This is a genomic window from Achromobacter aloeverae (genome assembly GCF_004121055.1).
Taxonomy (GTDB): domain Bacteria; phylum Pseudomonadota; class Gammaproteobacteria; order Burkholderiales; family Burkholderiaceae_B; genus Bordetella_C; species Bordetella_C aloeverae.
The window spans coordinates 588,545-610,066 of sequence record NZ_PYAL01000001.1 but is presented as its reverse complement, the minus strand read 5'-3'; the positions used below and the strand labels follow the sequence as shown (position 1 = coordinate 610,066).

The 21,522-nt window shown below is 65.1% G+C and carries 19 protein-coding genes and 1 tRNA gene; 12 read left to right on the top strand and 8 right to left on the bottom strand.

Annotation, left to right across the window (positions count from 1 at the left end):
• Positions 1 to 12: 12 nt before the first annotated feature.
• The 6 genes from C7R54_RS02630 to C7R54_RS28790 are packed head-to-tail and all read right to left on the bottom strand — an operon-like array spanning position 13 to position 5,189.
• Positions 13 to 873 (bottom strand): crotonase/enoyl-CoA hydratase family protein, encoded by an 861-nt coding sequence (locus C7R54_RS02630; protein WP_275669686.1) that lies wholly within the window; start codon positions 871 to 873, stop codon positions 13 to 15.
• A gap of 13 nt (positions 874 to 886) precedes the next feature.
• Positions 887 to 2,173 carry a GNAT family N-acetyltransferase gene (locus C7R54_RS02625; RefSeq protein WP_129148625.1) on the bottom strand — a complete coding sequence of 429 codons (1,287 nt, stop codon included), beginning with the start codon at positions 2,171 to 2,173 and terminating at the stop codon, positions 887 to 889.
• Complete coding sequence (locus C7R54_RS02620; RefSeq protein ID WP_129148624.1) at positions 2,166 to 3,143, bottom strand: hypothetical protein; 978 nt, start codon at positions 3,141 to 3,143, stop codon at positions 2,166 to 2,168. Before C7R54_RS02620 ends, C7R54_RS02625 begins: the two co-directional genes overlap by 8 nt.
• Positions 3,140 to 4,357, bottom strand: coding sequence for a beta-ketoacyl synthase N-terminal-like domain-containing protein (locus tag C7R54_RS02615; RefSeq protein WP_129148623.1), 1,218 nt, complete (start codon positions 4,355 to 4,357; stop codon positions 3,140 to 3,142). The genes C7R54_RS02620 and C7R54_RS02615 overlap by 4 nt, the downstream gene beginning before the upstream one ends.
• The gene (locus C7R54_RS02610; RefSeq protein ID WP_129148622.1) at positions 4,354 to 4,923 is read right to left on the bottom strand and encodes a 3-hydroxyacyl-ACP dehydratase FabZ family protein; all 570 of its coding nucleotides are present in this window, start codon (positions 4,921 to 4,923) and stop codon (positions 4,354 to 4,356) included. The genes C7R54_RS02615 and C7R54_RS02610 overlap by 4 nt, the downstream gene beginning before the upstream one ends.
• The gene (locus tag C7R54_RS28790; protein WP_158021130.1) at positions 4,920 to 5,189 is read right to left on the bottom strand and encodes a phosphopantetheine-binding protein; all 270 of its coding nucleotides are present in this window, start codon (positions 5,187 to 5,189) and stop codon (positions 4,920 to 4,922) included. The genes C7R54_RS02610 and C7R54_RS28790 overlap by 4 nt, the downstream gene beginning before the upstream one ends.
• Positions 5,190 to 5,532: 343 nt before the next feature.
• Here C7R54_RS28790 and C7R54_RS02600 point away from each other — a divergent pair, with 343 nt between their 5' ends.
• From C7R54_RS02600 to C7R54_RS02570, 7 genes are all read left to right on the top strand, one after another.
• Positions 5,533 to 6,255, top strand: a complete 723-nt coding sequence (locus C7R54_RS02600; protein WP_158021129.1) for a hypothetical protein — start codon at positions 5,533 to 5,535, stop codon at positions 6,253 to 6,255.
• 220 nt (positions 6,256 to 6,475) lie between these two features.
• Complete coding sequence (locus C7R54_RS02595) at positions 6,476 to 7,345, top strand: LysR substrate-binding domain-containing protein (RefSeq protein ID WP_129148619.1); 870 nt, start codon at positions 6,476 to 6,478, stop codon at positions 7,343 to 7,345.
• A gap of 238 nt (positions 7,346 to 7,583) precedes the next feature.
• On the top strand, positions 7,584 to 7,775 hold the full coding sequence (locus C7R54_RS02590) for a hypothetical protein (protein ID WP_129148618.1): 192 nt from the start codon (positions 7,584 to 7,586) through the stop codon (positions 7,773 to 7,775).
• Positions 7,776 to 7,842: 67 nt separating this feature from the next.
• A complete protein-coding gene (locus tag C7R54_RS02585) occupies positions 7,843 to 10,128 on the top strand; it encodes a phosphocholine-specific phospholipase C (protein ID WP_129148617.1) in 2,286 nt (761 codons plus the stop codon).
• Positions 10,129 to 10,292: 164 nt separating this feature from the next.
• Entirely contained in the window at positions 10,293 to 11,279 is a 987-nt protein-coding gene (locus C7R54_RS02580) for a chromate resistance protein ChrB domain-containing protein (protein WP_240039343.1), read from the top strand.
• Positions 11,280 to 11,302: 23 nt separating this feature from the next.
• The gene (locus C7R54_RS02575) at positions 11,303 to 12,502 is read left to right on the top strand and encodes a chromate transporter (protein ID WP_129148616.1); all 1,200 of its coding nucleotides are present in this window, start codon (positions 11,303 to 11,305) and stop codon (positions 12,500 to 12,502) included.
• 252 nt (positions 12,503 to 12,754) lie between these two features.
• Positions 12,755 to 13,753 carry a Bug family tripartite tricarboxylate transporter substrate binding protein gene (locus C7R54_RS02570; protein WP_129148615.1) on the top strand — a complete coding sequence of 333 codons (999 nt, stop codon included), beginning with the start codon at positions 12,755 to 12,757 and terminating at the stop codon, positions 13,751 to 13,753.
• A 305-nt stretch (positions 13,754 to 14,058) separates the two neighbouring features.
• Here the strand turns inward: C7R54_RS02570 and C7R54_RS02560 are convergent, their stop codons facing one another.
• Both C7R54_RS02560 and C7R54_RS02555 read right to left on the bottom strand, forming a co-directional pair.
• Complete coding sequence (locus C7R54_RS02560) at positions 14,059 to 14,250, bottom strand: plasmid stability protein stbC (protein WP_204524278.1); 192 nt, start codon at positions 14,248 to 14,250, stop codon at positions 14,059 to 14,061.
• A gap of 167 nt (positions 14,251 to 14,417) precedes the next feature.
• Positions 14,418 to 14,493, bottom strand: a tRNA-Ala gene (locus C7R54_RS02555).
• A 776-nt stretch (positions 14,494 to 15,269) separates the two neighbouring features.
• Here C7R54_RS02555 and C7R54_RS02550 point away from each other — a divergent pair.
• The 5 genes from C7R54_RS02550 to C7R54_RS02530 are packed head-to-tail and all read left to right on the top strand — an operon-like array spanning position 15,270 to position 21,468.
• Positions 15,270 to 17,003, top strand: coding sequence for a TolC family outer membrane protein (locus C7R54_RS02550; RefSeq protein ID WP_129148614.1), 1,734 nt, complete (start codon positions 15,270 to 15,272; stop codon positions 17,001 to 17,003).
• A 6-nt stretch (positions 17,004 to 17,009) separates the two neighbouring features.
• Positions 17,010 to 17,228 (top strand): hypothetical protein, encoded by a 219-nt coding sequence (locus C7R54_RS02545; RefSeq protein WP_240039342.1) that lies wholly within the window; start codon positions 17,010 to 17,012, stop codon positions 17,226 to 17,228.
• The gene (locus C7R54_RS02540; RefSeq protein WP_129148613.1) at positions 17,206 to 19,380 is read left to right on the top strand and encodes a type I secretion system permease/ATPase; all 2,175 of its coding nucleotides are present in this window, start codon (positions 17,206 to 17,208) and stop codon (positions 19,378 to 19,380) included. The genes C7R54_RS02545 and C7R54_RS02540 overlap by 23 nt, the downstream gene beginning before the upstream one ends.
• A 2-nt stretch (positions 19,381 to 19,382) precedes the next feature.
• Positions 19,383 to 20,804 carry an HlyD family type I secretion periplasmic adaptor subunit gene (locus C7R54_RS02535; protein WP_129148612.1) on the top strand — a complete coding sequence of 474 codons (1,422 nt, stop codon included), beginning with the start codon at positions 19,383 to 19,385 and terminating at the stop codon, positions 20,802 to 20,804.
• A 34-nt stretch (positions 20,805 to 20,838) separates the two neighbouring features.
• Positions 20,839 to 21,468, top strand: a complete 630-nt coding sequence (locus tag C7R54_RS02530) for a helix-turn-helix transcriptional regulator (RefSeq protein ID WP_129148611.1) — start codon at positions 20,839 to 20,841, stop codon at positions 21,466 to 21,468.
• The last annotated feature ends 54 nt before the right edge of the window (positions 21,469 to 21,522 follow it).

The following is a 21,522-nucleotide window of genomic DNA, read 5'->3' as shown; positions in this document are numbered from 1 at the left end:
CAGCCGTCGCCGTCACCGCGATTCCGACTGCTGTTTCTGGATCGCCAGCGACAACATCGCCAGGCGCCGCTGGTCCAGGGACATGACCAGGTCCACCCAGCGCGTGAGCGAGGTTTCGAAATCCGCCCGGGTCAGGGCCGCGGCCGAGCGCCGCATGGCGGCGATTTCGCGGTGCGCCTGGAAGGCGTGGTGGCGCTTGCGTATCCAGGCGTCGGTCGCGCGCTTGCCTTGTCCCGTATCGGCGACGATGTCGACCAGCCCCTTGTCCGCCAGGTCGTCGGCGGTAAAGGTGTGGCCCGAATGGCAGATCTCCTCGTAGTCGCGCCTGTCCAGGCGTCGCGCGAGGAGGGGCAGCGCCCCCATGCCGGGAAAGATGCCCAGCTGGATTTCAGGGAAGCAGAACCGGGCATGGCGTTCCGCGACGATGCAGTCGCACGCGACGGCCGCTTCGAAGCCGCCGCCGATGCACTTGCCCTGCACCAGGGCGATGGTGGTTACGCGATTGCGGAAGCCGCTGTGCAATGCATGCATCAGGTGGGCGCACTGGGTGGCGTAGGCGAGCAGGCCCGGGCGGTCCCTGGACAGGATCATCCTCTGGAAGAACGCCAGATCGCCGCCCAGGCTGAAGATGTTCTCGTGACCGGATTGCAGGACGAAATAACGCAGCGGGCTGGGGCCGTCGGCGTCGCTCGATTCGATGACCGACAGTTCGCGCGTCATGTCGGCGAGCAGGGCCGGACTGAAATAGGGCGGGCAACCCCGCTTCCAGTTCAGGGAAAGCACGCCATGGCGCTCATCGAAATCCAACGTATATCGTTCCGACTCAACCGTGGGTCCCGCTACTTCCGCGCGGCCCGGGGGCGGGGTATGCATCATCGTCGGGTCCTTAGCGTGCCGCGTGGATCTGCTTCAGGTCGAAACGCCAGGGCCAGCGGCCGGACGGCCGGAGGATGTTCGCCAATGCCTTGCGCTTGAACCAGCGCTCGGCCAGGTAGCGGTTGACGAAGCCGGCGAATCCATACCTGTCAGGCGCCGCGCTTCCTTGCAGAAAGACCAGCCTGGCGAAATTGAGGTATATCGGGTGGCAGTCATACCCCAGCGACATCCTGATCGAATGACGTGGGTCGGTGCTGGCGAACATGGGTTCGAAGCCCAGTTTCCGATAGGCGGGCAGCCGGCTGGCGAGCCCCTCGGCGACCACGAAGGAAATATCCCTGCTGAGCGCCAGGTCCACGAAGCACTTGAACAGGCCATTCAGCACATCGGGCCGGTCCCGGTAGGCGGCATCCACTGCCAGGCGTCCTATGTACAGGAGCCGGCCGCTGCGGCGCAGGGGGGCGAAGCAAAGCCGCATGTCCGTTTCCATCGGGAAGGGACGCTGCTTCCGGTCCAGGATGCAGCGTATGCAGCCCACGATTTCCTGCCCGCGTTCCGCGATGAAGATGCAGGCGTCCCGGCCCAGCTCCCGCTCCATGGCGGCGATGGCGCGGGCGAGGTCGTCGGCCTTCCGATTGTCGTCCGGGGGGACGATTTGCCGTGCGTAGAAACGGCAGAACCGGTCGAAACCGTCGGCATCGACATGCACGCGGCGAAACCGGTAGGCGCCGATGGCAAAGGACGATTGCAACGCATGGCGTCGGCCGAACCAGCACAGGTGCAGGAATATCGTGCACAAGGCGCAGGCGATGCACAGCAGGTACGGCACCACCAGGAAGTACGCGCGCGGAAAGCGCAAGGCGTGGCAGAGCAGGCAGCAGGCGTAGACCGTGCACCACAAGGTGGAGACGGTGTAATGCAGCGGCTTCATGCCCCTGGCTTTCGAATAGAAGATCGTGAAGGGCTTTTTCCGGAGCAGCAGCACGCCGGTGAGCAGCGTCAGCCAGGAGAAGATGAGGACGCCGGCGTAGTCCCTGACGGGGTAGCCGTTGAACGCAAGGACGAGCAGGCCGGCATACAGGAGCAGTAGCGTAATGGAGATCGGGGACCGGATGCCGCAGCGCAGTTCGATGACGACCAGCGCGGCGTACAAGGCAGTGCAGAGCGCGTACGCCGACGCCGGCGGGATGAACAAGGTGGCGGCCAGGCTCAGGATCAGGTTGCCGAAGCAGAGGAACATGAAACAGACGGGGAACAGCCGCTTCCTGTCGTCCGCTTGCACGCACGGGTCAGTCATCGTCATTGCTCTTGCGCCGGGAAAAGCCCAGGACGTAGGCGCCCCTGCCGGGCAGGCGGCAGGTCAGCACCGCCTTGCGCCCCGCATGGCGCAGCAAGTCGTGTAGCGCGTAGGCAAGCAGCGGCGCGGTAAAAAGCGTCGGATTGTCCTTGATGCCGATGTCGCGCGAGACGGCCAGCGGCCAGTCGCCTGGCAGCATGGCGCCTACGTCCCCTGCGACTCCTACGTCCCCTGCGTTCCGGTCCACATGGGCGCACAGGCGCAACTGCCAATCCTGGTCTCCATGGGGCGTGCGGCCGAGGACCAGGCCACTGGCGCCATTGAGCACGGGCCGCGTATCCCCCAGGGCGGCAAGCGCATCGCCCTGGATTTGGGAGACCTCGTCCGCGCCCATGACCAGGAAATAGTCCGCCCGCCGGTGCGCGAATGCCAGATGCGCATATTCGAACGCGGCGCACACGCCCAGGGCGCCGTCCTGGAAGGCAAGCGCCGCCGCGTGCGTGTCCAGCGCGGCCGACACCTGGGTGGCGATGGCGCTGGGGATGGAGCTGGGTAGCAGGAGGGTGTCGGTCTTGCGCCACCCCTTGCGCAATCCCGTTGTTTCGAAGTCCCAGGCGATGGGCGTGATCGTCGAGCCGGATGCGACCGCGACGCCTACGTGGTCGCCGTGATAGCCGTCGCGCGGCGCGACCGTGTCCAACAGCCGCCTGCCCAGCAACGCCGCGTATACCGTGGACTTGGCCGCGGAGCGCGCGCGCGCGACGCCGCTGCCCTGCATGACGGCGGCGCAGGGGCTTGCTGGAACACCGGCCTCCGTGTCCGCCCGCAGGCGATAGCCGCCATCGTCCGTGAAGTCGACAGGGTTGGCCAATTGGTCCCATGTCCGCGTCGTTGCGACCCGCGCGGCGTGATCTTGCCCGCACAGCCAGCCGATTGCGCGGAGATAGGGGCCGTCCCGAAGTATCGTCATGCCCATGCCGAGGTCTCCTGGGGCAGGAGGGTGACGGCTGCGTTGATGCCGCCGAATCCCAGGGCGGTGACCAGCATGGGACCGGACGCGACCGGCCGGGGCTGGTGCAGCACGAGGTCGAGGTTCCCGTACTCGGGATCGTCGGTCCCCGCGATGTGCGGGAGCACCCCGCGGCTCAGCGCCTCGCATGCCGCAAGCACATTGAACATGCCGGACGCGCCCATCGTGTGTCCCAGGGATCCCTTGGTCGAGGTGCATGGCGGGGAGCGCTCGCCAAAGACCATGCGGGAGGCCTCGGCTTCGGTCTTGTCATTCTGGCGCGTTCCCGTGCCATGCCAGAAGACGCCTTGCACGTCCACGGGCAGGAGGCGGGCCTGTTGCAGGGCGCCTTGCATGACCCTGGACATCCCGGCCGGACTCGGTTCGACCATATGGCCGGCGTCGCAATGGACCGCGGTGCCGGCAACCGCGCCCCACCGGTCTTCCCGCGGCAGCAGTTCGGGCCTGGCCATCAGCACCGCGGCGGCGCCTTCGCCCACCGTGGTGCCGTCGCGCCGCTTGTCGTAAGGACGGCAGCCCAGCCGCGACATGGCACCGATGTTGTCGAAGCCGACCGACGCTACACGGGAAAGCGTGTCGATGGCGACCACCAGGACGGCGTCGGACAGGCCGGCGCCGATGCGGTCGGCTGCATAGGATATCGCCACCAGCGACGACGCGCAGGCGCCGGATATCGTGACGCCGGGCAACTCGCGCCCCAGGCCGGCATTCACTTCCCTTACCAGCTTGTCGACGACCAGGCCTTCCCAGAGCGCTTGCGTTATCTTGGAGCGGTCGACACGCGCGTGCTCGGCATCGGCGATGGCCGACAGCGGTCCCGGATTGCCATGGGACGTGGCCACGATCAAGGACAGCGTGGCGGCGGGGTGCGCGTGCGCAAGGTCGTCGACCGGCGCGCGCATCTGCTCGCCGACGAGGCGTGCGAGCCAGTCCGTGCGTCGCGCATACGGTGGCGGGCCTGCCTGCCCCGGAAACGTGGTGATTGCGGCCAGGGGTGGGCTGTCCGGCCAGCCGGCGATCAGGTCGGCGCCACGCGAGAATGCGCGCCGTCCGGCCAGCAACTGGTTCCAGCATTCGTCCCAGGAGCTTCCGATATTCGCGATGGCGCAGCACTGCCGCGAGACCGCGATGGATTGCGGATAGGAGGTCATCATGGTCTTGGGCCGCCTGGCAGGGAGAGGGGGAGGGGAGTGGATTGGGACGGGGACTGTGAAGAGGACAGGGGAGAGGACAGGGGAGAGGACAGGGAAGAGGGCGCATCGATCACCGCGCCCATTCCGGAAACGCGGCAGACCAGGCGGTCACCCGCCCGCACCACGCCTTCATATACAGTCTTTCCGGCGATCTTTTCGTTGACGGTGACCTCGGCGGTGATGGTTTCTCCGATGAACGCGGGAGAGAGGAACTCGCCCTTGCATCGTCCGAGCACGGCGGCGCCGTCCCGCTCGGTCCTGCTGCCGCTGACCACGCCGTGCAGCAGGGTGGCCTGGCCGACCAGTTCGATGTACAGGACGCCGGGCATGATGGACGGGCCACCGGCGAGATGCGCCGCCATCAGGGGATCCGCACCGGATATGGATTTCTGCACCGTGATGCCGTGGCCGTGCCAGGCAAGCATGCGGTCGAGCAGCAGCCAGGGCGACCGGTAGGGCACCAGGCGCAGGATCTGGTGATAGTCCATTTGCTGCGGATAGCGGATGTCGCCGCCATCCGCCGTCATTGCCGGGCCTCCCCGGATGCGCGTTCGGCCAGCAATCTTTCTATTTCCGTCTTGAGCAGCTCGCCGGTGCGCACGTCGGGCATGCGTTCGTCGGGAATGCGCAGGTCGTAGCGCTTTTCCACTTCCACGACCAGGGCTACCGAGCCGAGGGAGTCCAAGTCGTAGTCGTCGTAAAGGTCGGCGCTCATGGAGAACGCACCGATCTCCCGGTCCAGGGCGAATTCGACTATTTCCTTTATATCGGCAGGCTCGATACTGATCATCATGGTCCCGTTCAAGAAGGTGTCTGGCCGCCATGGGTCCGCGGGCGTATTGCCGCGGCGCGCACGACGCAGACGAGGTCGATGGAGTGCCCGCGCTGGTGGCCGGGCCTGGAATTTTTCTTGAGTAGAAGAACGATATTTCTGGTTCCGGATGGGCCGGACCGACTTGCGCCACGCCGAGGCAGGGGTAAATAAAAGGAGACACTGCGGAACAATCAAGTAGGTTAAGTAACTGACTGGCACCTCTCGCATGTATGCGCGCATACCGGTCCCCTTCTGACGGGTTCGTGCCCGGTTCGTGCGTCTTGCCGCAGAGCGTCCACTACAACCCGCATGGAGCGTCCCTATGTCCCTTGACCGCCTGAATTTCCTCTCTGATCCCGGCCATCTGAGCTTCAGTTCGTATGCCCACGGGTTGAGCGTGGATGGCGGCGCCGGGGACATCCTGGCCGTGGCGGCGGGGCCGGCGGGTCAACCCGACGAAGCCGCGCTGACGCGGCTTGCGCTGGGGGGTACCGCGGAGTCGCAGGCGGCGTGCACCGTATCGATGGATGCCTCGCAGGAAAGACCCAGGCTGACGCGGCGCTACGCCATGCGCGGCAGTTCCGTGGTCAGCATGTCCCCGGCGAAGCACGTGGAACGGTATGGCGCCGAGGTGCGCGAGCGGCTGGAAAAATTGCGGCCCACGCTGCACCGATGGCTGGACGAGCTGCGCCCCGACCTGGAGAAGTTGCAGGTGCACCAGATCCTGATCCAGGGGCACGTCATGGGTAGCCGGCGCCTGTCGGGCGTGGTCGCCGACATGGCCAAGGGCTATCTGGTGAAGCTGGGCCAAGAGGCCGTAAAGGTCCGGGTGGCGGGCAGGGACGACGGGCATTCGACCTTCGGCGTGACCGTGTGCGTCTATGGCACGCCCGCCACCGTGCCGGAGCCGGTAGTCACTACTCCCGACACCGAGCCGCGGATGATAGTCAACGAGGCCGATGCCGCGCCGGAGACGGCTGCTGCCACGCCCATGTCCGTACCCCAGGCGGCCGCCACTGCGCCCGTGGCCGCGCCGGCGAGGTAATCAGGCCGGGGCAGTCTGGCCGGGGGAGGAGGGCGGGGCGAGGAGGACGGCGCGAGGAGGACGGCGCGAGGAGGACGGGGTGGCGGGACGGGTTTCAGGACGGGGTAGTCAGGAAACAGACAGCGGGCTTTCATCCCAGTGTCAAGCTCAGGCCGTATAACTCGATATCCTTCCGTCTCCTGCCGCGGCCCTGCCCGCGGCGCCGCGCGCCGTGCATTCCATGCTTCCCTTTCTATTGGCTGCGTTCTATGAAACCGCGCGACAGGGCAGCATGACCGCCGCGGCCAGGCAGCTGCAGGTCAGCCAACCCACGGTGACGGCGCGCATCCAGCAGCTGGAGTCCGACTACGGCGTGGAGTTGTTCCACCGGCGCGGCGGCCGCCTGGCGCTCACGCGCACGGGCACGGAACTGATGCCGCTGGCCCGGCAGATGATGCAGATCCAGCACGACATCGATTTCAAGCTGCGCAACGGCAGGCAGCTCTTGTCGGGGGCGCTGCATATCGGGACCACGGGTCCCAACTACATCGCATCCATCATCTGCGGATTCCGCGACCAGTATCCGGATGCGCGGATAGGCATCGAGGTCGGCAATTCGCGCTCCGTGCTGGAAGCCTTGTTCGACGCGCGCGTCGACCTGGCGGTGGCCTCCGAGCCGCTCAACGACGCGCGCCTGCTGCGCTGCGAGATCGCGACCGACCCGCTGGTGCTGGTCGCGCATCGCGCCCACCCCCTGGCCGGGCGGGGCCGGATCGCATTGCGCGACCTGGCCGCGCACACGCTGTTGCTGCGCGAGCAGGGCTCGTGGACCCGCAGCCTCATGGAAGAGGCCATGAACGCGCAGGCCGTCAGGCCCCGCGCCGTGCTGGAAATGGGCAGCCGGGAGATGATTTGCCGAGCCGTCCAGCACAACCTGGGCTGCACGCTGATGCCCGTGCGGGACGTGCCCCGGGACGACAACCTGCGAACGGTCGCCATCGAGCCCGATCCACCGCTGCTGCGCGTGTATCTCTACTGCATGCGGGAGCGCGCGTCCATGCCCCTGGCGGAGGCCTTCATCGCCAGCCTGCCCGGCGCTTCGATCCACTAGTTTTTCCGCGACTTCCGCGCTTTTTTTATTTACCTATTCCCTGGCGCACATGCACGGAAATGTGTAATGTCGCGTCACGCTTGTTGCCGTTTGGAACTGACCCCGCAAACGGCTGATGGCCCTATAGGCAAGCTTGGCCGAGATGACATTCCCGCGTCTTGCCGCGTGTCCACAATGCGCATGCCCGGTGGAACCATGCCGCCGGGTTGCCATATGACTGGGGTGCAAATTGAAACCTATGACCGTAGTGCGGCTCGTGTGCGGGTTCGCGTTGATCGTTACGCTGGGCGGCTGCTTCGACGGCAGCTCGCACGATTCCGACCCGGATCCTGCGACGACGCCGACGCCTTCCAACCCGTCGGACAGTACGCCGCCGGATACCTCGACGCCGGCACAGTGCACCACGATGCATTGCGCGCCGGCGCCCTGACCGGAACTTCCGATTCCTTTTCCGCCTGTCCAGGCGGCAACGCAAGATTCAAGCGACACGACACAGCATGAGCTTCAATTCATCGAAACGCAGGTTCCTGCAAAATTCGCTCGGCACGGGCGCCGCGGCCGTCGCGCTGACCGCCTTTCCGCCGGCCATCCGCCGCGCATTGGCCATCGAGGCCAACAACGTCACGGGCACCATCAACGACGTCGAGTACGTGGTGATGCTGATGTTGGAGAACCGCTCCTTCGACAGCTACTTCGGCACCTACAAGGGCGTGCGCGGCTATGGCGACCGCTTTCCCATTCCCACGCCCGCCACGCCCAACGTTTTCTACCAGGCCTATACCGGCACCGCGTCGCCGGGGGCCGGCACGCTGATCCCTTACCACCTGGACGAGGCCGCGGGCAATGCCATCCGCGCCGGCAGCACGCCCCACACCTGGGTCGACTCCCAGAAAGCCTGGGACAACGGCCGCATGGCCAACTGGCCGGATGCCAAGAAGCCGCTGGCCATGGGCTACTACGAGACGGCGGAAGTCCCCTTCCAGCGCTCGCTGGCGGAGGCCTTCACGCTGTGCGACCACTATCACTGCGGGATCCACACCGGCACCATCGCCAACCGCCTGTTCTACTGGACCGGCACCAACGGTCCGAACGGCACGGATCCCAATGGCGGCACGTATACGCCTACCGCCGGCCTGAACAATGAATTCAACGGCGGTAACGACATCGGCGCATCGACCGCCGGCTGGACGTGGACCACCTATGCGGACCGGCTGGAAAAGGCCGGCGTGAAGTGGAAGGTCTACCAGAGCCTGGTCGACAACTACGGCTGCAACGAGATGATGGGTTTCCGTCATTGGCGCAAGGCCATCGAGGACATGCCCGTCGCGCGCCGCCCGGTGTACGTGGCGGCGACCGACATCAAGAACAATGCGCCCAGCGCGGCCGGCGCGTTCTACGATCCGGCCATCGACGACGCCCTCAGCCCGCTGGCCAAGGGTTTCGGCAACACCATGCCCTACGGCTTCCTTGAAAGCTTCCGCGACGACATCGCCAATGGCAAGCTGCCGTCGGTTTCGTGGATCATTCCGCCGTCGATCTACAGCGAGCATCCGGGCCCTTCGAGCCCCACGCAGGGCGCCTGGTACGTGCAGGAAGTGCTGGACGCGCTCACGTCCAACCCCGAGGTCTGGAGCAAGACGGTCCTGTTGATCAACTATGACGAGAACGACGGCTTCTTCGATCACCTGCCGCCGCCGACGGCGCCCTCGCATTTCGCCGACGGCAGCGTGGCGGGCGGTTCGACGCTGTCCGACCCGGACATGGCGGTGGAGTATCACAACTACACGCCCATCGACGCCACGCAGCCGACGGTGGACGGACGCCCGTTCGGTCCCGGCCCGCGCGTGCCGATGTGGGTGGTATCGCCATGGAGCCGCGGCGGCTACGTGAACTCGCAGGTATTCGATCACACCTCTACGCTGATGTTCCTGGAGAAGCGCTTTGGCGTGAAGGAGCCGCAGATCAGCAATTACCGCCGCGCGATATGCGGCGACCTGACGTCCTGCTTCAACTTCGTGAGCCCCAACGTCGATGCCCTGGAGACGCTTTCCGGGCGAACCGACAAGGCCACGGCCGACAGCCTGGCGGCGGCGCAGGCCGCGTTGTCCGCGGTGACGATTCCGGCCGCGACGACCGCTTCGGTCCTGCCGGCGCAAGCGACCGGAACCCGTCCGTCGCGCGCGCTGCCCTATGAGTTGCACACCACCGCGCACGTCGCCGCCGGGGCCAGTACCGTTACGCTGACGTTTGCCAACAATGGCAGCGCGGGCGCGGTGTTCCATGTCTACGACAAGCATCACCTGGACCTGGCGCCGCGCCGCTATGTGGTCGAGGCGGGCAAGACGCTGGACGGGGTATGGACGGTGCCGGTGACTGACGGCGGCGCCTATGACCTGTGGGTGCTGGGGCCCAATGGCTATCACCGGGAATTCGTCGGCAATCTCAACGAACAGCAGGCGTCGGGAGGGCCGGAAATCCAGGTCTGCTACGAAGTCTGCGATCCGGCCCAGGTAGTGGTGAAGCTCCATAACAATGGCAACGCGGCCTGCGTCTTCACCGCGACGGCCAAGGCCTATCGCAACGACGGTCCCTGGACGGCCACCGTGCAAGCGGGTCAGGTCGGCGAATTGAGCTGGTCCCTGGGCGATAGCGGCAACTGGTACGACTTCGTCGTGACCTGCACGGGAGCGGCGTCGTTCAAGCGCCGCTACGCGGGCCGCGTTGAAATCGGCAAGGACTCCGTGTCCGATCCGGCGATGGGGACGGGCGCCACCCAGGCGTAGGCGGGAGGCCGGCATCCCATGAACGCCCCGCCGTCTCTTTCGAGGCGGCGGGGCGTCTTGTCGTTCCGGGGGCGGGACAGACCCAGTGTCGGCCGGGTTTTCGACCATCCCGGCTACGGGTAGGTTGTGTAGCGACCTCTACAATCTTGCAGAGATAGAACTACATGGCTATCTTACCTGCCATGGAAACCCCGTCCGCTTCTCCCTGGCTTCTGCTCATCGTCAGCCTGCCGACCGGCGGCGCCACGGCGCGCATGCGCATCTGGCGTGCGCTCAAGGCGCAGGGCTGCATTGCCTTGCGCGACGGCGCGTATCTGTTGCCATCGCATGCAGAGCAAGCGGCCCAGCTGGGCGACCTGGCCGCCGAGACCAGCGAGGAGGGCGGGCAGTCGTGGTTGCTGCGCGTCCAGGCCCGGAATGCCGAGGAGTCGGCGGCACTTCAGGCCTTGTTCGATCGCACGGCTGACTATGACGACTGGCTGGCCGACCTGTTCGAGGCGCGCCAGAACCTGGCTACGCTGAGCGCGGCCGAGCTGAACCGGTTGCTGCGCCGGCACCAGCGCACTTACCAGGCGCTGCGCCGGATCGATTTCTTCCCCAACGAAACGTCGCTGCGCGCGCAGGCGCAGTGGCAGGATTTCTCCAATGCCATCGAGGCGATCCTGTCGCCCGGCGAACCTCACATGGCGGAAGGCGGTATCGTCCGCCGCGATCCCGTCCACTACCAAGGCCGCCGCTGGGCGACGCGGCGCCATCTTTGGGTCGATCGCATTGCCTGCGCCTGGTTGATTCAACGCTTCATCGATCCTGCCGCCCGATTCCTGTGGCTGGAAAGCCCCGCGGACTGCCCGGCCGACGCCCTGGGCTTTGATTTCGACGGCGCCGCGTTCACGCATGTGGGCGAACGGGTGTCGTTCGAGGTCCTGCTTGCCAGCTTCGGCCTCGACGACAATCGCGGCCTTGCACAACTGGGGGCCCTGGTGCATGCGCTGGACGTGGGTGGCGTGGCGGTGCCCGAAGCGGCCGGCTTTGAGGCCATGCTGGCCGGCGCTCGCAAACGCCTGCCCGACGACGATGCCTTGCTGGCCGAAACCGGCGCCGTGCTGGATTCCCTGTATGCCCATTTTTCCAGTGGCCGCCACAAGACCTGAGTCCTCCCGTTCAGGGGCACATCATGACTCCTTCCCAAGAATCCACCCGCGATGGCGCGGCGCCGCCAGTGTCGCCACCCGCCTATACCCTCTGGCAGCTCGTCCTGTATTTCATCAGGCTGGGGGCGCTGGGCTTTGGCGGCCCGGTTGCCTTGGCCGGCTATATGCGCCGCGACCTGGTGGAAGGGCGGGCCTGGATCACCGACGGCGACTACAAGGAAGGGCTGGCGCTGGCCCAGCTCGCGCCGGGGCCCCTGGCCGCGCAGCTTGCCATCTACCTCGGCTACGTGCATTACCGCATCCTTGGCGCCACGCTGGTGGGCATCGCTTTCGTGCTGCCGTCCTTCTTCATGGTCGTGGTGCTGGGTTGGGCCTATGTGCATTTTGGCGGACTGACCTGGATGCAGGCCGTGTTCTACGGCGTGAGCGCCGCCGTGATCGGCATTATTGCCATCAGCGGCTACAAGCTCACCGTCAAGAGCGTGGGCAAGGACAAACTGCTGTGGGCCATTTATCTGGTGCTGGCCGCCGTCACCGTCATCACCGAATCCGAGATTGCCTGGCTGTTTCTCGCCGCGGGCCTGCTAGCCTGGTTCAGGCGCGCGCCGCCCAGGTGGCTGAAGTCAGGTCATCTTTCGGCGCTCGTCGCGGTATCCGTGCCGACGGGGGTTACGCTCGGCACGCTGGACTGGCCGCTGCTCTCGCGGATCGGCTTGTTCTTCGCCAAGGCCGGGGCTTTCGTCTTCGGTTCGGGCTTGGCCATCGTGCCATTTCTCTATGGCGGCGTGGTGACCGACTTTCACTGGCTCGACGATAAGCAATTCGTCGATGCCGTAGCCGTGGCGATGATAACGCCAGGTCCCGTGGTCATCACCGTCGGCTTCATCGGTTACCTGGTCGCGGGCCTGCCGGGTGCCTGCGTGGCGGCCTTGGCTACCTTCCTGCCGTGCTACCTGTTCACCATCATCCCGGCGCCGTACTTCAAGAAGTACGGCAAGCTGCCCGGTATTCTTGCCTTCGTTGACGGCGTGACCGCCGCGGCGGTCGGCGCCATCGCGGGCGCGGTCATCGTGATCGCCCGGCGCACCATCGTCGATGTGCCGACATTGCTGTTGGCGGTCGCCACGGTGCTGTTGCTGCTGCGGTTCAAGAAACTGTCCGAGCCGATGGTCGTTCTCGGCGCGGCGGTGATAGGCCTGGCGGTTTTCCCGCTGCTGAACTAAGGGCGGTGTGGGCAATGGCGGGCTCCGGTCGGCCCGCGCGCTGGACGCCGAACCCGTTGAACGCAGCAAGAATGCACATCGACATCCCGTACCGCGCAGCGATAAGGGCAGTGATCAGTGCGCCTACGGGGCGCGCGCCGAGAGTGCGGGAATGGGAGACGACGTAGGACGGAACCATCATTGGGTGCCTCGCACTTACTCGAACATCTCAAAAAAAGCGGAGGGGAAAACTCACAAACGAAGGAGACGACGATGACGTTGAGCAAGCGTGGCCTGTGCGCCGTTCTGGCGGCTGGCAGTGCGGTCCCGATGTGCGGTTCCTGGCAGGACGCCATTGCGGCGTACCCGGAGCAGCCGGTAAAGATCGTGGTGGGATTCGCGGCCGGCAGTGGCTCGGACATACTGACGCGCCTGGTCGGGAAAGAGATGGCCAAGGACCTGGGCCAGGCGGTAATCGTGGAAAATCGCAGTGGGTCGGGTGGCAGTATTGCGGCCAGGGAGGCATCGCGGAGCAAGGGAGATGGCTATACGCTGTTTTTGGCAAGCAGGCCCAACCTCATCCATCGGGCGGTTTATGGCAGTTTCCGGTATGACATGCGCGAGGACTTCCGGCCTATCGGCTTGGTCGCGCGTGTACCCATGGTCTTGCTCACTGGCCGCCACACTGAGCTGAAGTCCGTCGATGAGCTCGTCAGGCGGGCACGCGAAGATCCCGGCGCCATAAAATGCGCGACCCCCGCTCCGGGGACGACCGGCCATCTGCTTTATCAGTTGTTCCAGATGAAGTCGAACGTATCGCTTCTACAAGTTCCCTATAGAAGTCCGGACCCTGCGTTCGCGGATTTGATTGGAGGCAGGGTCGACACGTTATTCATGTCTCTCGCGGTCGCCACTCCTTATTTAGAGGCGGGATCGGTCCGTGCGCTTGCTGTCTTCTCTCCTGAGCGTTCGGCGATGGCACCGGATATCCCCACGGTGGAGGAGCTGGGCCTGCCCTCGGACCTCCATGTCGACTCGTGGCAGGGACTGGTAGCGCCCGAGGGAACGCCGCCAGAGGTGATCGAGAGGCTGAACAAGTCCCTTAACACGGTCTTGAGCATGCCGTCTCTTCAAGAGGCATTGCAGCTTCGTGGTTTTGCTCCACCGTCCCTGCCGAACACCGCCGCGTCTTTTGGGCAACTGATGGCGCAAGAGTCGGAGCGTTGGGGCACGCTGATCGAGAAATGGAAAATCGCGGCCCCGCTGCACTAGTCGAGGCAGGGGTTGAGCGGGATCGTTCTTGCGGCACCACAGTGCCATTCTTGTGGGAACGAAAGAGCCTTGGAGACACGGTGTGTCCCGAGGCTGTTCCTATGTTCGGTCAAAAATTAACGGCAAGAATTCATCGAAGAGCTACGGCACTGGCTTACGGTATCGCTTCAGAAGCGCAGTTCGGTCACGGTGATGGCCGACCGGGACAGCGTTTCGATCATCTGCGCATCGATCCAGGTCTGGACATTCGGCGCGGGTGCGATCTTCCTTCCGCAGCTCGGAAATGACGTTGGTATCGAGAGCGATCATTCAAAGCTCATGGGTTCTGCCGGCGTCTTGCCGCGGAGCTCGTTGATAGTCTCGGCTTCGGCGTCGGTGAGGCCGCCGGCCTCACGGGCGATGAAGGCCAGCAGCAAACCGAGCTTCAAGCCGCCCTCGGGCCTGGGGGCTTGCTCCAAAATGCTGCTGTCTTCGGCCTCGGTGGTTTGGTCGTGCATTCCTGTTCAGCAGTGTTTGGATAGCATGCACCCCAAGCCTGCAAGGCTCACATCATAAGTCGTGGCTTGCCACAAATCTGCCGCGCCCAGAGCGCGAAAGCATACCGCCTAAAGCAAAACAACGCACTACAGTAGCAACCGTAGTGCGTTGTTCTTACAGGGAATTCTGGTGGAGCGGAGGAGGATCGAACTCCCGACCTTCGCATTGCGAACGCGACGCTCTCCCAGCTGAGCTACCGCCCCACATCAAGCAAGACCGCAACTATACCAGAAATCCTTGAGCCGTCCCGCTTTTACGCACACTAATTTTAGGCAGGTTGCGGAGGGCCTCCAGGGGGCGGGGGCGCGGCGGGTGCACGGCGGTCCAGCCCCGGTACGCCACTGTGGTTTTTCGGGAGCACGTAGTGGCGGCGTCCGTGTTTTATTTCGCGGATTAGGTCACGCCATCCGTGTTTCCAGGTCACTAATTTGTAACGGTCGGGCAGTGTTACACGCTCATCCACCAGGAGGATGGCGATTCAATTCGGGTCGCCATAGGTAACCGCGCCATACAGTCGACCAGATAGCAGCACTAAGGAATATTTTGCAATTGGCGATGAATGTAAATGAACGTAATTGTGAACGAAATAATGTGTATTTATTCAGGGAAAAATCTGACTTCCGTGCGATAACTCACAAAATTCGTGCAAATAAAAGAAAGAAGGCCCCAAATGTCGCCAGAAGTGCGCAAAATTCCGATTCAGCCCACCGCAAGAATCATTCCACATAAAGAAAAAGTGCAGCAGGCATATACATAAATGTGGAGAAAAAGAGCGCAATAAAACGCGTTTCTTCGCAGTTGATGCGTCCCCCTCTCTGGTCGCAAAATCCCGCCCCACTGCTCGCCCGGGTTCCCGTCGTTCGTATGGACTAACAAAAATTACCGGTTCATCCGGTCAGGACCATCGTCTGGATGTTGCCATGGGGAATTCAGTCGTTACATAAGACACGTTTTGTTTTTTGGCTATTCAGGGAATGTCATGTCTCCTTTTCGTCTGAAATCCTCGGTGGCTCTCGTGGTCCTGGCGCTGTCCGGCGCCGCCGTCGCGCAGAAAGCACCGATCCCGTCCGGTCAACCCGGCGCCGCGAAGCCGGCAACCTGGCAGAACTTCGGCAAGTCGACTTCGCCCACGTCCACATCGACCCCCACGGCCGCGCCTGTAGCCGCGCCGGCCACCACCGCCACCCCGGCCGCGGCGCCCGCCAAGTCCAGCGCGCCCGTCGCGACCCCGGCGAGGACAGCCGCGCCTGCACCGGCGCCGGCCAAGCCCCCGGTGGCCGCCGCATCGGACGCCACGCCCGGCGGCGGTTCGACGATCTACCAGGTCGTCGAACAGACCCTGCTCAGCAACCCTGAAATCCAGGCCCGCTACCACGATTTCCGCGCCAGCCTTGAGGGCCAGAACGTGGCGCGCGCCGGCTTCCTGCCTCAGGTCAATGCCCAAGGCTATTACGGCCACGAGTGGCAGAACCATTTGCCCGGTGACCAGTCGTCGCAGAACTGGAACCGTCCCGGCTACAACGTCGAACTGCGCCAATTGCTGTTCGACGGCTTCAAGACCAGCAGCGACGTCAAGCAGGCCGGCTTCGAAAAGCTGTCCCGCTTCTATGACCTGCTGGCCACCAGCGACGACATGGCCCTGAACGCCGTGCAGGCCTATATCGACCTGCAGCGCTATCGCGACCTGGAACTGCTGGCCCGCACCAACTACCGCCTGCACGAGGACACGCTGAAGCAGATCCGCGAGCGCGCGGACTCGGGCGTGGGCCGCCGGGTGGACATGGAGCAGGCCGGTGGCCGCCTGTCGCTGGCGCAGACCAACCTGATGACGGAAAGCGCGAACCTGAACGACGTGACGTCGCGCTTTCGCCGCGTGACCGGCATGAGCGCGCCCACGACGCTGGCCGCTACGCCCAAGGTGGAAGACAAGCTGCCCACCAAACCGTCGAATTTCGATGATTCGCTGCGCAGCAACCCCAGCGTGCTGTCCAAGCAGGCGCTGTTGCAGGCGGCCCAGGCCGGCCAACAGTCGGCCAAGGGCGCGTTCTCGCCCAAGTTCGAGTTTGTCGCGTCGTCGGGCACGGACACCTCGCAGCCGGGCAGCGACTACCGCAATGTGCGCAGCTCCAACGTGCAGGTCGTGATGTCCTACAACCTGTACCGCGGCGGCGGCGACTCCGCCCGCCTGCGCCAGACCGCGGAGCAGGGCTACGCCGCGCGCGACGTGCGCGACTACACCTGCCGCAACGTGCAGCAGGACCTGGCCGTGGCCTGGAACAACATCAACCACCTGCGCCAGTCGCTGCCTTTCCTGCGCGACCATGAAGTGGCCACCACCAAGGTGCGCGACGCCTATCGCCAGCAATTCCAGATCGGCCAGCGCACGCTGCTGGACCTGCTGGATACGGAAAACGAATTGTTCGAATCGCGCCGGTCGTTGACCAACGCGCTGTACGACCTGCAAGCCGCGCAATTCAAGTGGCTGGCGCTGTCGCACAAGCTGCTGCCGGCCCTGGGCATCCGGGCCGCCAAGGACGAAACGCCGGAAGAGAACGGCAAGCTGGCCATGACCGACGACATCATCAAGACCTGCAATTCGACGGTGCCGGACGACGCGCGCCTGCAGCCGATCAAGGTCGAGTATGGCAAGGGCAGCACGCCGCCGGAATTCGTGCCGGCCAAGGCTGACGCGCCGGCTGGCGGGAAGTGGTGATCCATCGTGGCGATCGAAGACGGCGAGGATGATTTTTCGAGGTTGGACGCGGATTTTGTCCGCGTCCTGGAAGACCTTATCGACGTCCTGATTGCCAACGGGACGCTGCGCCTGACGGATCTTCCGGTCCAGGCGCAGCAGAAGTTGACGCGACGCAAACAGCAGCGGGCGCGCTTATCCGAACATCTGGATTTGCTTGGCGATGAAGACGGACAAGTTATTTGATCCCGCGTTGGATGCTTCCTGGCGTGTCGACCCCCGCAGTACGCACGACGATCCCCTGCTGGACTGCCTGGTCGAGCTGACCCGTGTGCATGGCGTCCCGTCGACGGCGCAGGCGCTGTCGGCCGGGCTGCCGCTGGTGGACCAGCGCCTGACGCCGGCCCTGTTGCCGCGCGCCGCGGCCCGCGCGCAACTGTCGGCGCGCGTGGTGAAGCGGACGCTGCGGGATATCCCGGCGGATCTGCTGCCGGCCATCCTGTTCCTCAGGGGCGATCGCGCTTGCCTGTTGCTGGAGGTACGCGACGGCAAGTACCTGATCAGCCATCCGGAGCTGGGCGCCGGCGCGGTGGAAGTCGATGCCGCGCAGCTGGCGCAGGACTACATCGGCCTGGCGTGTTTCGTGCGGCCCCAGTTCCGCTTCGATGCGCGCTCGCCCGAGGTCGGCAAGGTGCGCAGCAAGCACTGGTTCTGGGCGGCGATACTGGAGAACCGGCGGCTGTATCGCGATGCGCTGCTGGCGGCCCTGCTGATCAACGTGTTCGCCATGGCCATGCCCTTGTTCACGATGAACGTGTACGACCGCGTGGTGCCGAACAACGCCATCGAAACGCTGTGGGTGCTGGTGGTGGGGATCTCGCTGGTGGTGGTTTTCAACACCGTCCTGACGACCGCGCGGGCCCACGTCGTCGACAGCGCCAGCAAGCGGGTGGACGTGCGGCTGTCGTCGCAGATCATGGAGCGGGTACTGGACCTGCGCATGGAAGGCAAGCCGGTGTCGGTCGGCTCCTTCGCGGCCAACCTGCGATCCTTCGAATCGGTGCGCGATTTCATCGCCTCGGCCAGCATCACCACGCTGGTCGACCTGCCGTTCATCGTGCTGTTCCTGCTGGTGCTGTCCTGGATCTCGCCGTGGATGATCCTGCCGCCGCTGGTCGCGATCGTGCTGATCCTGCTGGTCTCGCTGGCCGCGCAGGCACGCATGGAAGCCCTGACGATGTCGACCTACCAGGCGTCGTCGCAGCGCAATGCGACGCTGGTCGAGGCGTTGTCCGGCTTCGAGACCGTCAAGACGCTCAATGCCCAGGGCGCCATGCAGCGCAACTGGGAGCGGTCCACCGAATTCATCGCCCAGGCCAGTGGCAAGCTGAAGCTGATTTCCTCCACCACCGTGGGCTTCGTCTCCGCCTTGCAGCAGCTGGTCTCGATCTCCGTGGTCGTGATCGGCGTATACCTGGCGCACGACTCGGACATCTCCATGGGCGGCATCATCGCCGCGTCCATGATCAGCGGCCGCTGCCTGGTGCCGCTGGGCCAGGTGGCCGGGCTGCTGATGCAGTACCAGAACGCACGCACCTCGCTGGGCTCCATCGACAACTACATGCAGCTGCCGGTGGAGCGGCCGGCGTCGGCCGAGTTCCTGCATCGCCCCGTATTCAAGGGCACGCTGGAATTCCGCAACGTCACCTTCACCTATCCGGGCGCCGCCCAACCGGCGCTGCGCGACGTTTCCTTCAAGCTGGCGGCCGGGGAGCGCATCGGCGTCATCGGCCGCATCGGCTCGGGCAAGACGACGCTGGAGAAGCTGATACTGGGCTTGTACCAGCCGCAGGAGGGCATCGTCCTGCTCGATGGCGTGGACGTGCGCCAGATCGACCCCGCGGACCTGCGCCGGGCCGTCGGCTACGTGCCGCAGGATCCGGTGCTGTTCTACGGCAGTCTCAAGTACAACCTGGCGATGGGCGCTCCCTTCGCCGACGACGCCAGCATCCTGGCGGCCGCCCAGGTCGCCGGCGTGCATGAGTTCGCCGACGTCCATCCCAACGGTTTCGATATGCTGATCGGCGAGCGCGGCGAGTCGTTGTCCGGCGGCCAGCGCCAGTCGGTGGCGGTGGCGCGGGCCCTGATCAACGATCCCCCCGTGCTGCTGCTGGACGAACCCAGCAGCAATATGGATCACCAGAGCGAATCGCGGCTGCGCGCGCAATTGGCCTCCGCCAGCGCGAACAAGACGCTGTTGCTGGTGACGCACCGCACGGCGCTGCTGGACCTGGTCGGCCGGCTGCTGGTCATCGACAACGGCCGCATCGTGGCCGACGGTCCCAAGGACCAGGTCGTCGAGGCCTTGCGCGCGGGCCGCGTGGGTCGGGGGAGCTGAACATGAACACCGACGCCATCAAGCCGCAACGCTCTTTCCTGGGGGCGCTGCTGCGCCTGCCTTTCCTGCCCTTCATCTGGCTGTTCGACCTGTTGATCCACGGCAGCGAGCGCGGGCACCCCAAGGTCACCACAGGCTACGCCGGCAATGCCGAATGGGCCATCCACCAGGCCGAGGCGCGCGGCGCGCGGGTGCTGCTGTGGACGTCCCTGCTGGTGGTGGCCGGCCTGCTGGCGTGGGCCTACTTCGGCTTCATCGACGAAGTGGTGCGCGGCGACGGCAAGGTGGTGCCGTCACGCCAGGTCCAGGTGGTGCAGAGCCTGGACGGGGGCAGCGTCAAGGAGATCCTGGTGAAACCTGGCCAGCAGGTCGAGGCCGGCCAGGTGCTGTTGCGTATCGACCCGACGCGCTTCAATTCTTCGCTGGGCGAGAACAATGCCGAGTACCTGTCCTTGCTGGCCAAGGCCGCGCGTCTGCACGCCCTGGCCACCGGCGAGGTCTTCCAGGCGCCGCCGGAGGTGGTGGCCAAGCTGCCCGCCGCCGCGGAAAGCGAACGCAACGCCTGGATCCAGCGCACCAACGAGCTGAACGCCACGGTCGCCGTCGCCAAGGAGCAGGTCAAGCAGCGCCAGGAAGAATTGCGCGAAACCGAGACCAAGCGCGACCAGGCGGCGACGACCTGCTCGCTGACCTCGCGCGAAATGGCGGTGACCAAGCCCCTGCTCAAGAGCGGCGCCGTGTCGGAAGTGGACCTGCTGCGCCTGCAGCGCGACGTCACCAAGAGCTGCGGCGACGCCAAGGCGGCGGAAGCGCAGATCGACCGTATCCAGGCCTCGATCAAGGAGGCGCAAAGCAAGGTCCAGGAGGCGGAGTTGAACATCCGCAACCAGGCACGCAGTGATCTGTCGGATACCAATACCAAGCTGGCGACCCTGCGCGAAGGGCAACTGGCGCTGGCCGACAAGGTCAAGCTGTCGGAAATCCGGTCGCCCGTGCGCGGCACGGTCAAGACGCTGTTGAACAACACCGTGGGCGGCGTGGTGCAGCCGGGCAAGGACATCCTGGAAGTCGTGCCGACGGACGACACCCTTTTGCTGGAAGTGCGCATCAATCCGCGCGACATCGGCTTCCTGCACGCCCAGCAAAAGGCCGAGGTCAAGTTCACGGCCTATGACTACGCCATCTATGGGGGGCTGGAAGGGCAGGTGGAGACCATCGGCGCCGATACCATCACGGACGAACGCGGCAATTCCTACTACGTGATCCGCGTGCGCACGGAGAAATCCAGCCTGGGCAACGGCACCATGCCCATCATCCCCGGCATGGTGGCCGAAGTGCATATCCTGACGGGCAAGCGCACTGTCCTGCAGTACCTGCTCAAGCCCATCCTGCGCGCCAAGTCCAACGCATTCACGGAACGTTAAGGGTCCGAGTCAAGGATCCGAGAGGCAGCTCGCGATGCAAGTCACACCCGTCCTGTGCGTCACGCACGATGATTTGCTCTGGAAACACTGGTCTGGCCTGGATGCGCAGGGCTGGCTGCCCGCGCGCGGCCGCACCCTGGCCGACCTGGCCCGCTGGCGCGAACAGCGCCGCGGCCTGGCGATGATAGACCTGGACGTGCCGCGGCTGCCCACCATGGGCAGCGAGCAGTGGAATGACGCCATCGCCGGCTTGAGAGTGGTGGTGGCCAGCCCGCGGCCGCATGACGAACAGGGCACCAAGGCCCTGGCCGCCGGGGCGGTGGGCTACTGCCATACCCATGCCCCCGTCGCCGCGCTGGCGCAGGTGCTGGGCGTGGTCGGGGCAGGGGAGATCTGGATGGGGCGGTCGCTGGTGCAGCGCCTGTTGCGCCTGGTCGACAGCCGTGCCGGCAAGCAGGAGACCTGGCACAACGACCTGCTGACCGAGCGCGAGAGCATGGTGGCCCGGCAGGCCGCGGTAGGCGACAGCAACCAGGAAATCGCCGCCGCCCTGGGCATTACCGAGCGCACGGTCAAGGCGCATCTTTCCGCCGTCTTCGAGAAGCTGGGCGTCAGCGACCGCCTGCAACTGGCCCTGCGCGTGCATGGCATTTCGCGGGCCTGACGGCGCGCCCCCACCTGCTGCAAGAAATTTCCGAAACCTGTCCTTGAGGACAAT